Below are 15282 nucleotides of genomic sequence, written 5' to 3'. Positions count from 1 at the left end.
CCGTCACTCCTTCGGGGCGAACGAGCTGATGGCGGGCGCCACGTTGTAGGCCTGCATGGCGACGGCGGTCTTCGCATCGCTCAGGTAGACGCTGTTCTCGCGGTACCACGGGTCGAACCAGGCGTTGTCGACCAGCCACTTGCTGACTGCCTTCATCGCGGCCGGCAGCTGAGCTTCCGGCGCGTTCTGGGCGGTGGCCAGCAGCTTGTCGAGCTGCGGGTCGCCGGCCTTGAGCGGGTTCCACGGCGACTTGCGGGTGACGGCCTTCTGGATGTCCTGCCACGCCGACTGGCTGCCCAGGGTCATGAACGCGACCGGATACTTGCCGGACAGGATCTCCGTGATGACCGCGTTGGCCGGAACCTTCACCCACTTGACCTTGATGCCGATGGCACCCAACTGCTGCTCGATGATCGCGTTGTACTGTGCGAATCCAGGCGACTCCGGCATCGTGATCGAGAACCCGCTGCCGTAGCCCGCTTCGGCGAGCAGCTGCTTGGCCTTCGCCGGGTCGTAGTTGTATGTGCTGTCGAGCGCCTTGTCGTACCCGTCACCCGCAGCGTTGAAGATCTGCGTAGTCAGCGCGCCCTGCCCGTGCGAGACGTTCTTCAGGATCGCCTCACGGTCGAAGGCGTAGTTGATCGCCTTACGGACGCGGAGATCCTTCAGCGCCGGGACGAGCTTGCCGTCGCGGTCCATCAGCAACAGGCCGTTCCAGTTCACCGGTGTGGTGTTGGCGGTGAGTCCGCTGCGCTGGGCGTCGGCGAGCGAGTTGGTGTCGGTGAGCGCCCCGTTCACCTGGCCGGACTTGATCGCGTTCAACCGGGCGGTCAGGTCCGTCATCGGCTTGATCACGATCTTGTCGTACGGGAAGGCGGCGGTGTTCCAGTATCCCGGGTTCCGCGTGTACGTGTAGGTGCTACCGGCAACGGTCCCGGTCTTGTCCAGCTCGTACGGTCCGCTGCCGACCGGCGTGGTCGCGACGTCCTTGGCCTTCAGCGATTTCGGGCTGGCCATCACGCCGCCGACGCTCGCCAGGTAGTCGATCAGCCCGGGATCGGGCGACTTCAGCTTCAGGTTCAGCTCGGTCGGGCTGACGATCTGGTACGTCGCGATCGACCGGCTCATGTACGAGTTCTGACCGGTTCCCGCGGCCAGATTGGTCAGGTTGTCCTTCACCACGGTCGCGTCGAACGGCGTACCGTCGCTGAACTTCACGCCGCTCTTGAGCTTGAGGTTCAGCGTCGTGCGCGTGGCGTCGTACTTCCACGACGTCGCGAGCCACGGCTGCAGCTTGTTGTCCTTGTCGCGGGTCAGCAGGGTGTCGAAGACCGGCGACCAGTACTGCATCTGGTTGCCGATGTTCAGCTGTGTGGGGTCGAAGGAGTTGTTGTCGAGGACTGCTGCCATGGTCAGCGTCTTGGATGCGGATGAGCTGGCGCCCGCGCCCGAGCAGGCGCCGACACCGACGACGAGGGCGGCAGCGGCCAGCAGGGCGCTGCAGCGGCGGATGAGCATGATCGGCTCCTTAGCGTGCGGGTGGTGCGACCGGGATGTCTGCGCTGGGCTGGAAGCCGAGCCGCCAGGTCTTGACCCAGATGGGTGCGGATGGGGTGAACGGGGCGGTGTAGAGCTGCCAGCGACGGCGCTCCGCCGTCGGAGGGTCAGTCGTCCAGCCGATGAGGGAGCCGTCCGTCGGACACGTGATCGCCACCAGGCCGTCACGGTTCCGGATGTCCGGCTCGGCGGTGCGCGGGCGTTCCCCGTCGGGACGCCACTCGGCGAGCAGGTCCTGTTCAGGTCGTTGCCCGAGGTCGCCGGTCTTCGCCAGCCAGTCGTCCAGCGCGTCGGAGAGGCGTTGCTGTACATCGGCGTACTCCGGCAGCCCGGCGAGGTTGTACTCCTCGTGCGGATCGGCCTCGACGTCGTACAGCTCCTCGGGTGCACGCTTGCTGGCGGCAACGATCGAGCGTTGCAGGTCGGTGAGGATCGACGGCGGTTCGCCGAATGCCAGCTGCTGCTGGGCTTCCTGGGCGAAGAGCCGGCGCAATTCTTTCCAGGTCCACAGATTGTCCGGGTACTCCGTGTGTCCCATCGGCGAGCGATCCGGATGCAGGTGCCGGGTGTAGCGGAACCGTCGGTCGCGGATCGAGCGGGACGTGTCTTCGGCTTCGCCCATCCGGTCCCGGGCGCTGACGACGTACTCGCTGCGCCGTTCGAACAGGACCTCGCCGTGCATGTGGCCGGGAACCTCGAGGCCGCACAGGGAGAGCATCGTCGGCGCGAGATCCATCAGCGCGACCGGTTCGGCGTACGTCGACCCCGCGGCGATCTTCCCCGGCCACCGGATGATCAGCGGCTCGCGGAACCCGAGCTCTGTCGCCCACCGCTTGCCGCGCGGCATCCCCAGCCCGTGGTCGCTCCAGAACACCACGATCGTGTTGTCCGCGAGCCCGTCCTCCTCGAGCTGGTCGAGAATCCCGCCGGCCCAGTGATCCATCTGGCTGATCAGTTCGAGATACCGCCGCCACGACGTCCGGTACACCTCGGTGTCCGGGTGGTACGGCGGTACGTCGGCCTTCTCGACCCGCTGCGCATCAGGCGTCTTTCGGGCGAACTCGTCGTCGTCAAGATGGATCTGCGACTCGTGCGTGATCAGGCTGTGGAAGGCCATGAAGAACGGCTGGTCCGGGTCGTCCCGCAGCCGCCAGTGCGCGTGATCGCCGAGCTCGTCGTACATGGGCTCGGGGATGTCGACCTGGAAATCGGTGAAGGCCGTGTTGCCGGTCCAATAGCCCGCGGCGCGGAAGTACTCGGGCAGCAGGTGGACCGACGGCGGGGGAGTGGCGCGGGTCCGCATGTGCATGGTGCCGATCGCGGGCGGGAAGCAGCCGGTGATGATCGCGCTGCGCGAGGGACCGCAGACCGGAGCCGCCGAGAACGCGCGGTCGAACCGGAGACCGTCGGCGGCCAACTGGTCGAGCCGCGGCGTACAAGCCTGCTCGGCGCCCGGCCAGATCCCGGTGTAGCAGCCGAGATGCGGATTGATGTCGTGCGTGCTGATCCAGAGGACGTTCGGTCTGGAAGTGGGCATAGCTGTGCTCCTGAAAGGGCAACTACACGTGAGTCCTGCGGTCAGTCGACCGCGCGGATGCGGCGCTGGGAGTTGCGGCTCTGCAGCTCTTCGCGGAGGTCGATGCACCAGGCGACGTGCTGGTCCATGAGCTGCGAACCGAGCTCGTGCGACCGCTCCTCGACGTAGGCCTGGAGCTCCGCGTCGAACGGCAGCTCCGACTCTTCGGGAACGGTGCGGTCCCGGTCGCGGTAACGCTTGATCTGCAGCTGCCGGGCGAGGATCTCCCGATCGAGCAGCTCGATCACCTGGTCGGGCTGGAGGAACCCGCAGAACGCGAGCCGCCCGTAGAACCCGGGATCCCGGGTATAGATCGTGGTCGGGGAGTACGGTGCGGTGAGCCAGTCCATGAACACCGTGATCCCTTCGTCGGTGACCCGGTAGGTCTTGGCGTCCTGGGCGCCCGGCCGGGGCTCGACCGTGTGCCAGACCCAGCCGCGCTCCTCCATCGACGACAGGCAGCGGTACACCTGGCTCATCTGGGTGTTGGGCCGCAGGAACGTCCCGCGGGCGTCCATGTAGCGCTTCAGGTCGTACCCGGTGCTGGGGCGCATCAGCAACACGCCGAGAAGGATGTGCTCGAGCTTCATGACCGCCTCCGACCGGTATGACACAAGTGGAATACCCGAGAGGACACCACAAGTGGAATACTCCGTCAATACTTCATGACCCTGTCCGCTATCGGAGATCGTTTACCGAGAAGGCTCCGGTGGGCGTAGGTTTTCGCTCATGGCCATGTTCGACCTTTCCCTCGACAAGCTCCGCGAGTACCGGCCCGACGTGGCCGCACCCGCCGACCTGGTTGATTTCTGGCGCCGTTCCATCGAGAAGGCGCGCACCGACGACCTGTCCGCCTCGTTCACGCTGATCGACAACAAGCTCGCGCTGATCGACACCTACGACGTCACGTACGCCGGCTTCGGCGGTACGCCGGTCAAGGGCTGGCTGCACGTACCGGCAGGCGCCACCGGCCCGCTGCCGACCGTCGTGCAGTACCACGGGTACTCCGGCGGACGGGGCTTCCCGCACGCGACCACGCTGTGGGCGCAGGCGGGCTATGCCCACTTCGTGATGGACACCCGCGGCCAGAGCTACGGCGCCGGCGGCTTCGACGCGACGCCGGACGACACGCCGTACGCCGGTCTCAACCACACGCCGGGCTTCATGACCGCGGGCATCACCGACCCCGAGACCTACTACTACCGTCGTGTGTTCATCGACGCGGTCCGTGCGCTCGACGCCGTGAAGACGTCGCCGCTGGTCGACCCGGCCAAGCTGATCGTCACCGGCGGCAGCCAGGGCGGTGGCATCTCGATCGCCGCGGCCGGTCTCGCACCGATCGCCGGGATCGAGCTGCTCGGCTGCGCACCCGACGTACCGTTCCTGTGTCACTTCGAGCGGGCGCTGCAGATCACCGACAAGGACCCGTACGGCGAGATCACCCGGTACCTGAAGGGGTTCCGGCAGGACGTCGACGCAGCACTGCGGACGCTGAGCTACTTCGACGGCGTCAACCTCGGCCGGCTGGCCACGGCGCCCACGCTGTTCTCGGTCGCGCTGATGGACGCGACCTGCCCGCCGTCGACGGTGTTCGCGGCGTACAACCACTACGGCGCCACCGGGAGCGAGCAGAAGGACATCGAGGTCTACCAGTACAACAACCACGAGGGCGGCCAGACGTACCAGCAGCTGGCCCAGCTCGACTGGTTCGCGCAGATCTTCGAGGCATCTGCCGTCAGCTGATCGATGGACCGATGAGTTTCCGCGGCGGCCGTCGTTACACGGTCATTGATGTCGGTCAGACTGGACCGACCGTGACCGCGGGAGGCCGCAGATGGACTGGAAACTCGAGCTCGTGATCGTCCCGGTGTCGGACGTTGACCGGGCCAAGAAGTTCTATACCGACCAGCTCGGCTTCGCCGAGGACGTCGACCACCGGGCCGGCGACTCGTTCCGGGTCGTGCAGCTGACCCCGCCGGGGTCGGCGTGCTCGATCACGATCGGGACCGGGGTGACCTCGGCGAAGCCGGGCAGCTATCAGGGCACCCACCTGGTGGTGAAGGACATCGAGGCGGCCCGGGCCGAGCTGGTCGAGCGTGGCGTGGAGATCAGCGAGCCGTTCCACTTCGGCGCCCAGGGCAAACAGGACGGTGTGCACCCCGAGCGCTCCGACTACGGCAGCTTCCTGTCCTTCGACGACCCGGACGGCAACAACTGGACCGTCCAGGAGGTCGGACACACCTCATGACCACGCTGGAAGAGGCGGCGTTCGCGGGCGACGAGGCCGCGTTCGCCGACCTCGCGGGGCGGCACCGGCGCGAGCTCCACGTGCACTGCTATCGCATGCTCGCGTCGTACGACGATGCCGAGGATGCCGTGCAGGAGACGCTGCTGCGGGCGTGGCGCAGCCGGGATCAGTACGACGGGCGCACGTACTTCCGCGCGTGGCTGTACAAGATCGCGACCAACGTGTGCCTGGACGTCACCCGACGACAGACCCGGCGCAGTACGTCGCCCGGCGACATGGTCTGGCTCCAGCCGTATCCGGACCGCTTGCTCGACGAGATCGCTCCGCCGGCCGACCAGCCCGACGCGGTCGCGGTGGACCGGGAGACGATCGAGCTGACCTTCCTGATCGCGCTCCAGGCGTTGCCTGCTCGTCAGCGTGCCGCACTGATCGCGCGTGACGTTCTCGGTTGGTCCGCGTCGGAGACTGCCGGCCTGTTGGAGACCAGCGTGGCGGCGGCCAACAGTGCGCTTCAGCGCGCCCGCGTGACGATGCAGCAGCGCCTGCCGGCCCGACGGTCCGACTGGAGTGCGCCACGCCCGACGGCCGAGGAGCGCGAGGTGCTGGATCGCTTCATCGACGCACACCAGCGGTGTGACGCAGCGGCGGCGATTGCGATCGCGGCCGAGGACCTGCGGATCTCGATGCCGCCTGACCAGTTGACGTTCGACGGCCTGGCCGCGTGCCTGCCGTTGTTCGAGCGGGGCATGGGGCCGAAGCGCGACGGCGAGTGGAAGTTGGTGCCGACCTCGGCAAACCGGTTGCCCGCGGCAGCGTCGTACCTGATGCGTCCGGGGGACACGGTGTGGCGGGCGTTCAAGCTCGACGTGCTGTGGGTGAGCGACCACAAGATCGTCGAGATCACCACCTTCGGCTACTCCCGTTTCCCAGCCTTTGGCTTGCCGGACCGGTTGACCCCCTAGTGTGGTGACCATGCTGGGACTACCTGCGGGGATCCGGGCCTGTCTGTTCGACCTGGATGGTGTGCTGACCGACACCGCTGCCGTCCACGCCGCCGCGTGGAAAGAGATGTTCGACCTGTTCCTCCGTGATTATTCGGCGCAGCACGGGATACCGTTCCAGCCGTTCGACGCGCGGGCGGAGTACGACGCGTATGTCGACGGCAAGCCGCGCGCGAACGGGGTGCGGGACTTCCTGACCGCGCGCGGGATCACGCTGCCCGACGGCGCCACCGACGATCCGCCGGACGCCATGACGGTGAACGGACTCGGCAACCGGAAGAACGAGGCCGTCCAGCGCCGGATCCGGACCGAGGGCGTGCACGTGTTCGAAGGCTCCCGGCGGTACCTCGAGGCCGCCGAGCAGGCGGGACTCCGCCGCGCGGTGGTGTCGTCGAGCGCGAACACCCGCGAGGTGCTGGACGTCACCGGACTCGCCAAGTATGTCGAGCAGATCGTCGACGGCGTGACGATCCGGACCGAAGGCCTGAAGGGCAAGCCGGCGCCGGACACGTTCCTCGCCGCGGCCAAGGGCTTCGGCGTCGACCCGTCCGAGGCGGCCGTGTTCGAGGACGCGCTGGCCGGAGTGGCGGCTGGCCGCTCGGGCCACTTCGGCTACGTGGTCGGAGTGGACCGCGTCGGTCAGGCCGCCGACCTCAAGGCGCACGGCGCCGACGTCGTGGTCCGCGACCTGGCAGACCTGCTGGCAGCCGACGTGTCAGGAGAGGTGGCGGGCGAATGATCGACCGAGGCCATCACCCCATCGAGCCCTGGCGCCTGCGGGAGACCCGGCTCGCGCTGGACAAGCTGGCACAGTCGGAGTCGCTGTTCGCCCAGTCGAACGGCCATATCGGCCTGCGCGGCAACCTCGACGAAGGCGAGCCGTACGCGATCCCGGGCACGTACCTGAACTCCTTCTACGAGCAGCGCCCCCTGCCGTATGCCGAAGCCGGCTACGGCTACCCGGAGTCCGGGCAGACGCTCGTCGACGTGACCAACGGCAAGCTGATCCGGCTGATGGTCGACGACTCGCCGTTCGACATCCGCTACGGGTACCTGACCAAGCACGAACGCTCGCTCGACTTCCGCACCGGCATCCTCGAACGCGACGTCGACTGGACCTCACCGGGCGGCAAGCGGATCAAGGTCCGCAGCCGCCGGCTGGTGTCGCTGACGCAGCGCGCGGTCGCCGCGATCGAGTACGTCGTCGAGCCAATCGACCAGCCGGCCCGGTTCGTGATCCAGTCCGAGTTGGTCGCCAACGAGGCGCAGCCGAAGCTGTCCGACGACCCCCGTGTCGCCGCAGTGCTCGACAATCCGCTGAAGCCGGTCAGCCACGACGGCGGCGAGCACGGCGTCGTACTGATCCACCGGACCACGCGCAGCCAGCAGTTGATGGCGGCTGCGATGTCGCACGAGGTGGATACCACCGTCCGGTACGCGATGGACCAGGATGTGCGGGAGGACTGGGCGCGGACCACGGTGATCGCGCATCTGCAGCCGGGCGAGAGCCTGCGCGTCGTGAAGTACCTGGCGTACGGCTGGTCCAGTCTGCGTTCGGAGACAGCGATCCGGGACCAGGTCGCAGCAGCCATCGCGAGTGCGCAGTTCTCCGGCTGGGATGGTTTGACCAAGCAGCAGGTCGACTTCCTCGACGACTTCTGGGACGGCGCCGACGTCGAGGTGCAAGGGCATCCGGAGTTGCAGCAGGCGGTGCGGTTCGCGCTCTTCCACGTGCTGCAGGCCGGTGCGCGCGCCGAGCGTCGCGCGATCCCGTCCAAGGGGCTGACCGGCGCGGGATACGACGGGCACACGTTCTGGGACACCGAGGGCTTCGTGCTGCCGGTGCTGACCTACACCATGCCCGACGCGGCCGCCGACGCGTTGCGCTGGCGACATTCGATCCTCGAGCTAGCCAAGGAGCGGGCGGAGGTGCTGGGCTTCAAGGGCGCTGCGTTCCCGTGGCGGACGATCCGCGGCCAGGAGTGCTCCGGCTACTGGCCCGCTGGTACGGCGGCGTTCCACCTCAACGCTGACATCGCCGAAGCGGTCATGCGCTACCACACCGCCACCGCCGACGACGGCTTCCTCGAAGAGGTCGGGCTGGAGTTGCTTGCGGAGACGGCTCGGCTGTGGATGTCGCTCGGACACCACGACCGCGACGGGCGTTGGCACCTGCCCGGCGTGACCGGCCCGGACGAGTACAGCGCCGTTGCCGACGACAACGTTTTCACGAACCTGATGGCGGCGCGCAATCTGCGGTTCGCGGCGGAGGTCTCGGTCAAGCTGCCGGCGAAGGCCCGCGAGCTCGGCATCGACGCCGAGGAGGAGGCTGCGTGGCGTGACGCGGCCGCTGCCGTGTATGTGCCGTACGACAAGGATCTCGGCGTACACCCGCAGTCCGAGGGCTTCACCGGGTATGCCGTGTGGGACTTCGACGCCTACAAGGACAAGTATCCGCTGCTGCTGCACGCGCCGTACTTCCAGCTGTATCGCACGCAGGTGGTCAAGCAGGCCGACCTGATCCTGGCGACCTTCTGGTGCGGTGACGCGTTCACCGACGAGGAGAAGGCGCGGAACTTCGACTACTACGAGCGGCTGACGGTGCGGGACTCGTCATTGTCCGCGTGCGTGCAGGCGGTGATGGCGGCCGAGGTCGGGCATCTGGACCTCGCGTACGACTATGCGTACGAGGCCGCGCTGATCGACATGCGCAACCTCCACCACAACACCGGCGACGGTCTGCACATGGCGTCGCTCGGCGGTGCCTGGAGTGCGCTGGTCTGCGGCTTCGGCGGGTTGCGGGACCGCGACGGCTACCTGTCGTTCGATCCGGCGCTGCCGATCGGGCTGGGCGGGCTGAGCTTCTCGATCCGCTGGCGCGGGGTCCGGTTGAAGGTGGAGATCGATCCGGTGGCGGTGAAGTACACCGTGCACAACGGCCCGGACGCCGAGATCACCCTCCGGCACGCCGGCGAGGAGATCACGGTCCGGGCCGACAAGCCGGTCGTCCGCACGCTGGAGAAGCGGCGCCCGTTGCTGCCCCGGCCGCCCCAACCGCCGGGCCGCGAGCCGCGCCCGGCGATGGCAATCAACGAGGGCGGCTAGGACGGCTCGCTCGCTCAGGTCGGCTAGCTCGGTTCGGTCGGCTAGCTCGGTCAGGTCGGGCTAGCTCAGTCAGGTCGGCTAGCTCGGTGCTGCTTAGCGGGTGATGGATGAGTTCTTGCGGCGGGCGGACAGCGACTCGGCCGTGCCGACCAGCAGCACCGACGAGATCACCGCGATGATGAAGCCGAACACGTTCAGCTCGAAGATGCTGCCGGTGCCGAGGATCGCGGCGATCGTGCCGCCGATCACCGAGCCGGCCAGGCCGAGCAGCAACGTGGCGAGCAGGCCGAGCTTCTGCTTGCCGGGCGTGAAGAGCCGGGCCAACGCTCCGATGACGAGTCCGGCGATGATGAAGCCGATCATGGCTGAAGACCTCCGAGGGTCGAACGGTAGGACTCCAGTCTCCGGCCGCGGCGGGGCAAGCGGCAGTGGAGTTCTCCCTGATCGGACCCGGACCCGACCCTGGGTCCAGCTGCGGTCAGCTTCGGGCGGTGGTGATGAGGAGGTCGCTGTTGGGCTTCAGCCTGGGGGTTGCCTGGAGTTCGCTGAGCACTGCGGTCGCCATCTGATCGGCCGCATCCCGGTCGCTGTGCAACAGGGCCTGGTAGCTGTTCCGGCACGGTGAACCGGGCGCAAGGATCTCGACGTACTGCTCGATGTCCGACAGCGTCGGCTTGCCCTTGACGATGTCCGCGGTGCTCTTCGCGCACCTGATCAGTGTCGGCTGCGTCCTGGCGATGCTGTTCTTGCCGAGCACCTGGTCCGCGAGTGCCTTCGACAGGAAGTACTGCGCGGTGGTCGACTTGTCCTGCAGGTACCGCGCCGAGGCGAACTCCTTGAGGCTGTCGCTGAGCACGCAGACCCCCCACTGCGGCGGCACGACGATGACCTGGTTCTTGGGCATGAACACGGGGATGTCCAGGACCCCGGCGAGACCGCCGCTGTTGTTGACGGCGATCAGTGCGGCCCGGGATGCCAGGTCGGTCGGGTTCCCGGCCGGCGCGGCGATCAGTCGGCTGGTGAAGCCCGCGTCCGGCATGATGATGGCCGTCATCCCGCCGATGTTCTTGAGCAGTAACGACGTGCGGGTCGGATCGGTGGTCGCGGCGAGCGCGACGCCGTCCGCCTGGGCCTCCGGCGGGAGTTGCTCGGTGGAATGCGCGCAATCGGACGTGGGCTTGACCGGACCCGTGGTCCGGGGAAGAACGATCGAGGGGGTTTCGGTCACCGGGCTCGACCCACTCGAGCCCTCGGCGCTCGTACAACCGGCGACTGCCAGCAGAACTACACCGGACATAACTGTCCAACCACGTAGCGCCACGATCTATCCCCCTGCCCCCGAGCCGAAGGTCCCCACCTAGCTCGGCCTTCGTCCCACAATACTGTCCGATCCGTCGCTTAGTCTCTCTTCGTGACCGTTCTTCATCAGTTGTCGAAACGAGATGCCAGGCGGCTGGCGGTGCGGGCACAGCTGCTGACGGGTGAGCGGCCGGACGATCTCTTCGACATCGTGCGCGGGCTGAACGTGATCCAGCTCGACCAAACGGCATACGTCGCGCCGAACGCGGACCTGGTCGCGTGGAGCCGGCTCGGTTCGTCGTACGACGCTGCCGAGCTCGCGGATGCGCTGGCGACGCAGCAGTTGCTCGAGTTGCGCGGGTTCGTGCGGATGCCGGAGACGCTGGCGTTGTTCCGGGCCCAGATGGAGGCGTGGCCGTCGGACGGCGAGCCGCTCGACTGGCAGCAGTACCGCGGCGACTGGGTGAAGTCGAACGAGGGCTGCCGGCTCGACATCCTCGAGCGGCTCCGCCAGGACGGTCCGCTGGTGATGCGCGAGCTGCCGGACACCTGCGTGCGGCCGTGGAAGTCGAGCGGCTGGACCAACAACCGCAACGTGTCGCAGCTGCTCGAGTTCATGATCCAGCGTGGTGAGGTGGCGATCGCTGGCCGTGACGGACGCGACCGGCTGTGGGACCTGGCGTCCCGGATCTACCCCGACGACCCGGTGGTTCCGCTGGAGAAGGCGGCCCGGATCCGCGACGAGCAGCGGCTGCGTTCGATGGGGATCCTGCGAGCCAAGGGACCCGCCTGCCCGGGCGAGCCGCTCGACGCCGGCGAGGCGGGGGAGCGGGCCGTGGTCGACGGCGTCCGCGGCGAGTGGCGGATCGATGCAGAGTGGCTAGCGCTGCTCGGTCAGCCGTTCACCGGGCGGACGGCAATCATCTCGCCGCTGGACCGGCTGGTGTACGACCGGAAGCGGCTCGGCGAGATCTTCGACTTCGACTACCAGCTGGAGATGTACAAACCGGTCGCGAAACGCAGATGGGGATACTTCGCGCTGCCGATCCTGCATAACGACCGCCTGGTCGGGAAGGTCGACGCGATGTCCGACCGCAAGGCCGGGATCTTCCGGGTCGACGCGATCCACGAGGACGAGCCGTTCTCGAAGACGCTGACCGCGGCCGTGCACCGTGAGATCCGCGACCTGGCGAAATGGCTGCGCCTGGAACTCGTGCTGACCCCTTGACGGATGGCTATGTTCACGTAAACATCACCGGGTGAGGTCAACCGCTCGCAGTATCGCCACCGTCCTGTTGTCCCTTGTCACGCTGGCCTCCGGGCTGGCTTCTGGGCTGGCTCTGCCGGCTCAGGCCGGTCCGCCGCGGACCGACGATTTCCGCGGCGTGAACTGGGCCGATCCGCGCGACAACTACGCCCACGACGAGGTAGTCCCGTCCGGCCTGAGTACGGCAGACGACTACCGCACGACGTACCGCAAGGCGACCGGGATCGTCGGCGAGTTCCGCAAGGAGCTCAAAGCGAATACGATCCGCCTGCCGATCAATCCCTCGAGCGTGGGCACCCCGTGGTGGAACTCGTACCGCGCCGCGATCGACGCGTCGGTCGCGAACGGCTACAAGGTCATCCTGAGCTACTGGGAGGCCGACAACGCCAAGGACGGTCGGGTCGACGACCCCACGAAGTACGCCGCGATGTGGGACACCGTCGTGAAGGCGTACAGCCGCAACCCGCACGTGTACTTCGAGCCGATGAACGAGCCGTTCGGGTATTCGCTGACCGAGTGGGTCTCGCTGACGTCGGCGTGGATCGCCCGGCACAGCGACGTACCGCGCGGACGGATCGTCATCTCGGGCACCGGCTACAACGACAACGTGACGGGGGTCGGCGCCGCGCCTGAGCTGAAGGGCACGCTGCTGTCGTTGCACTTCTACGGCTTCTGGGCGTCGGACACCACCGAGGCCGCCTGGCTGGCGAACCTCCGGCCGCGGATCGGTTCGTACGGCTGGCGCACGATCATCGACGAGGCCGGCTCGCCGATGACGATCGGCCTGAACTACGGCAACCACGAGGGCAACGTCTACACGGCGTACCTCGGCGCGCTGACGCAGGTCGCCCACGAGCAGAAGATGGGCATCGTCTACTGGCCCGGCCTGCGCACCGGCGACTCGTACTCGATGACCACGCAGGTCGGTCCGAGCGATCTCCAGGTCAACAGCCAGAGCGGCCGGGACCAGCTGTGGTGGGGTTGGGGTCTGCTGAAGAAGGAGCCGACGAACACCCTGCCGCCCGCCCCGCCGGGTGAGCCCCTTCGGGGTGTCGCGAGTGGCCGGTGCGTCGACGTACCGGGCTTCTCGACCAGCCCGGGTACGGCGCTCGACCTGTGGGACTGCAACAACGGTGGCAACCAGTCCTGGAACCAGACTGCCAGCGGTCAGCTGACTGTGTACGCCGACAAGTGCCTCACCGCCGGCTCCTCCGCAGCCACCATCGAGAACTGCACCGGCGCCGCGGACCAGGCCTGGCAACTGAACGCCGACCAGACGGTCAGCTCAGCTGCTGGCTGCCTCACGGCCAACGGAACCGGCAACGGCGCTGCGGTCATCGTTGCCCCCTGCAACGGATCCGACGACCAGAAGTGGACCCGCTCCTAGCCGTGCATTGCGTTCGATTGCCTGGCCCCAGGTGGTGCCGGCCAGGAGGAGTACGGCGCCGAGCGCGGCCGTGATCGTCAGCTGCTCGGAGCCGAGTCCGATTCCGATGGCTACCGCCCAGATCGGCTCGGTGCCGAGCAGAAGGCTGGCTCGACTGGCTGACGTGCGCTGGACCGCCCAGGTCTGCACGAGGAACGCGAAAACGCTGCAGAACAAGGCGAGATAGGCCATCTGGAGCCAGCCCATGGCAGGGATCGCGGGCAGGTGACGTACGGCGGGCACCGCGAAGAGTGCGGTGCCGACGAGGGTCTGGACTGTCGTCAGTTGCAACGGCCTGAGGTCGGTGGCAAGGCGACCGACCAGTGCGACATGGCAGGCTCGGACGACAGCGGCCGCGAGCATGAGGAGGTCGCCCACGCCGGGGACGTGCAGTCCGTGGCTGGACATCAGCAGGCCGACGGCTCCAACGCAGATGGCCGCCGCGAGGTAGAACCGTGGCGGGAGCCGGCGACGATCAAGCGTCGGGGTCAGGACCAGCGTCAGGCTGATGATCAGCCCGGCGTTGGCGGCGCTGGTGTGTGTCACGCCGTACGTCTCGAGGATCAGTACCGCAGCCTGCGTGAGGCCGAGGACTCCGCCGATCCTGAGCTCGTTGCGGCTGATGCGTCGTACGAAGAGCAGCAATGCGACGGCGGAGATGGCATACCGGACGAAGAGCACGGTCAGCACCGGCGTGGACGCGGTTGCGGTCTTGGCGGCGAGGTAGCTCGAACCCCAGACGACGGCGACCAGCAGGAGCAGGAGATCGGTACGGCGGGAGGCGGGCACGACTCCAACGGTGACCGCTGACGACGTTGAAGCCAAGTACCACCTTCTTAAGCAATCTTGTAGCACGCCTACAGTATTGATATGGACGAACGACAGTTGCGAGTGCTTCGGGAAGTCGGCGAGCTGGGGAGCGTGACTGCTGCGGCCGAGGCGATGCTGGTGACCCCGTCCGCGATCTCGCAGCAGCTCAGGCTGTTGCAGCGATCAATCCGGGTCCCGTTGACCGAGCGCGACGGCCGGAGAGTGGTGCTCACCCCGGCCGGGCGTGCGTTGGCAGCGGCGGCGGCCGACGTGGAGTCGGCGCTGGCGCGAGCCCGGCAGGTCGTGGACGACTTCGCTGAGCAGCCGGATGCGGTCGTGTCGGTGTCCGCGTTCCACAGCGCGGCCGCTGCGTTCTTCCCGTCGCTGTTGCTGGTGGGGGACGGGCCGCGGGTCAGCTTGCACGACGAGGATGTCGCGCAGGACGAGTTCCCTCCGTTGACCCGCGAGTACGACGTGGTGCTTGCGCATCGGATGGATCATGCCGCCGCCTGGCCGCGGACGGTTGCGGCCACCCCGTTGCTGCACGAGCCGTTGGATGTCGCTGTACCTGTTGGCCATCGGTTGGCGTCGAAGCCCTCGCTGGCGCCGCGGGACGTGGCAGGCGAGCCGTGGATCACGGTGCACGACGGGTTTCCGTTGATGGCGACGATCGAGGCGATCGGGGCGGCGGCGAACCAGCGGCTCGAGTTGGTCCATCGCGTCAACGAGTTCACCGTGGTCGCGGAGTTGGTTGCCGCAGGCGCCGGTTTGGCGCTGATCCCGCGGTGGACGGCCCGGTCACATCCGGGGGTCGTGCTCGTGCCGATGCGGGGCGTGCACGTACGGCGGCACATCGACGCCCTGCATCGACCCGAACGCACGGCTCGGCGGGCCGTGCGGACGACGCTCGCGAACCTACGGGCCGCAGCCGCGACGATCCGGACCGCGAGCGCTTGATAGCCTCACGACATGTTCGCTCCCCGCCCGGAGCAG

Annotated in this window: 14 protein-coding genes; 8 read left to right on the top strand and 6 right to left on the bottom strand. The window is 67.7% G+C overall.

The window, feature by feature from the left end:
• Positions 1 to 3 precede the first annotated feature (3 nt).
• Genes ACQPYH_RS26815 through ACQPYH_RS26805 form a run of 3 tightly spaced genes read right to left on the bottom strand, consistent with a single transcriptional unit; the run spans position 4 to position 3723 of the window.
• Complete coding sequence (locus ACQPYH_RS26815) at positions 4 to 1518, bottom strand: ABC transporter substrate-binding protein (protein WP_432876582.1); 1515 nt, start codon at positions 1516 to 1518, stop codon at positions 4 to 6.
• Between the two features lie 10 nt (positions 1519 to 1528).
• Positions 1529 to 3094: a sulfatase family protein gene (locus tag ACQPYH_RS26810; protein WP_432876580.1), complete on the bottom strand. Its 1566-nt coding sequence runs from the start codon at positions 3092 to 3094 to the stop codon at positions 1529 to 1531.
• Positions 3095 to 3135: 41 nt separating this feature from the next.
• Positions 3136 to 3723, bottom strand: a complete 588-nt coding sequence (locus ACQPYH_RS26805; RefSeq protein WP_432876578.1) for a PadR family transcriptional regulator — start codon at positions 3721 to 3723, stop codon at positions 3136 to 3138.
• Positions 3724 to 3868: 145 nt separating this feature from the next.
• Here ACQPYH_RS26805 and ACQPYH_RS26800 point away from each other — a divergent pair, with 145 nt between their 5' ends.
• From ACQPYH_RS26800 to ACQPYH_RS26780, 5 genes are all read left to right on the top strand, one after another.
• On the top strand, positions 3869 to 4876 hold the full coding sequence (locus ACQPYH_RS26800; protein WP_432876576.1) for an acetylxylan esterase: 1008 nt from the start codon (positions 3869 to 3871) through the stop codon (positions 4874 to 4876).
• Positions 4877 to 4967: 91 nt separating this feature from the next.
• Positions 4968 to 5381, top strand: a complete 414-nt coding sequence (locus ACQPYH_RS26795) for a glyoxalase superfamily protein (RefSeq protein WP_432876575.1) — start codon at positions 4968 to 4970, stop codon at positions 5379 to 5381.
• Complete coding sequence (locus tag ACQPYH_RS26790) at positions 5378 to 6343, top strand: RNA polymerase subunit sigma-70 (protein WP_432876573.1); 966 nt, start codon at positions 5378 to 5380, stop codon at positions 6341 to 6343. Before ACQPYH_RS26795 ends, ACQPYH_RS26790 begins: the two co-directional genes overlap by 4 nt.
• A gap of 10 nt (positions 6344 to 6353) precedes the next feature.
• Positions 6354 to 7121 carry a beta-phosphoglucomutase family hydrolase gene (locus tag ACQPYH_RS26785; RefSeq protein ID WP_432876571.1) on the top strand — a complete coding sequence of 256 codons (768 nt, stop codon included), beginning with the start codon at positions 6354 to 6356 and terminating at the stop codon, positions 7119 to 7121.
• The gene (locus ACQPYH_RS26780) at positions 7118 to 9487 is read left to right on the top strand and encodes a glycoside hydrolase family 65 protein (RefSeq protein ID WP_432876569.1); all 2370 of its coding nucleotides are present in this window, start codon (positions 7118 to 7120) and stop codon (positions 9485 to 9487) included. Before ACQPYH_RS26785 ends, ACQPYH_RS26780 begins: the two co-directional genes overlap by 4 nt.
• A 93-nt stretch (positions 9488 to 9580) precedes the next feature.
• On the opposite strand, the gene ACQPYH_RS26775 is transcribed toward ACQPYH_RS26780, so the two are convergent.
• Together ACQPYH_RS26775 and ACQPYH_RS26770 are read right to left on the bottom strand one after the other, a co-directional pair.
• Entirely contained in the window at positions 9581 to 9850 is a 270-nt protein-coding gene (locus tag ACQPYH_RS26775) for a GlsB/YeaQ/YmgE family stress response membrane protein (protein WP_432876567.1), read from the bottom strand.
• A 115-nt stretch (positions 9851 to 9965) separates the two neighbouring features.
• Positions 9966 to 10784, bottom strand: coding sequence for a hypothetical protein (locus ACQPYH_RS26770; protein ID WP_432876565.1), 819 nt, complete (start codon positions 10782 to 10784; stop codon positions 9966 to 9968).
• Positions 10785 to 10898: 114 nt separating this feature from the next.
• On the opposite strand from ACQPYH_RS26770, the gene ACQPYH_RS26765 reads away from it, so the two are divergent.
• Both ACQPYH_RS26765 and ACQPYH_RS26760 read left to right on the top strand, forming a co-directional pair.
• Entirely contained in the window at positions 10899 to 12014 is a 1116-nt protein-coding gene (locus tag ACQPYH_RS26765) for a DNA glycosylase AlkZ-like family protein (protein ID WP_432876564.1), read from the top strand.
• Positions 12015 to 12045: 31 nt separating this feature from the next.
• Positions 12046 to 13440 carry a ricin-type beta-trefoil lectin domain protein gene (locus tag ACQPYH_RS26760; RefSeq protein WP_432876562.1) on the top strand — a complete coding sequence of 465 codons (1395 nt, stop codon included), beginning with the start codon at positions 12046 to 12048 and terminating at the stop codon, positions 13438 to 13440.
• Here ACQPYH_RS26760 and ACQPYH_RS26755 read toward each other — a convergent pair.
• Positions 13339 to 14268, bottom strand: coding sequence for a DMT family transporter (locus ACQPYH_RS26755; RefSeq protein WP_432876560.1), 930 nt, complete (start codon positions 14266 to 14268; stop codon positions 13339 to 13341). The two genes, ACQPYH_RS26760 and ACQPYH_RS26755, sit on opposite strands and share 102 nt — an antisense overlap.
• Positions 14269 to 14349: 81 nt before the next feature.
• On the opposite strand from ACQPYH_RS26755, the gene ACQPYH_RS26750 reads away from it, so the two are divergent.
• Positions 14350 to 15246, top strand: coding sequence for a LysR family transcriptional regulator (locus ACQPYH_RS26750; protein ID WP_432876559.1), 897 nt, complete (start codon positions 14350 to 14352; stop codon positions 15244 to 15246).
• Positions 15247 to 15282: the final 36 nt, after the last annotated feature.

The sequence above is a fragment of the Kribbella sp. CA-245084 genome (assembly GCF_050942355.1).
Lineage (GTDB): Bacteria > Actinomycetota > Actinomycetes > Propionibacteriales > Kribbellaceae > Kribbella.
Note: the sequence above shows the minus strand (reverse complement) of the source record. Positions and strands in the feature narration are given on the sequence as shown.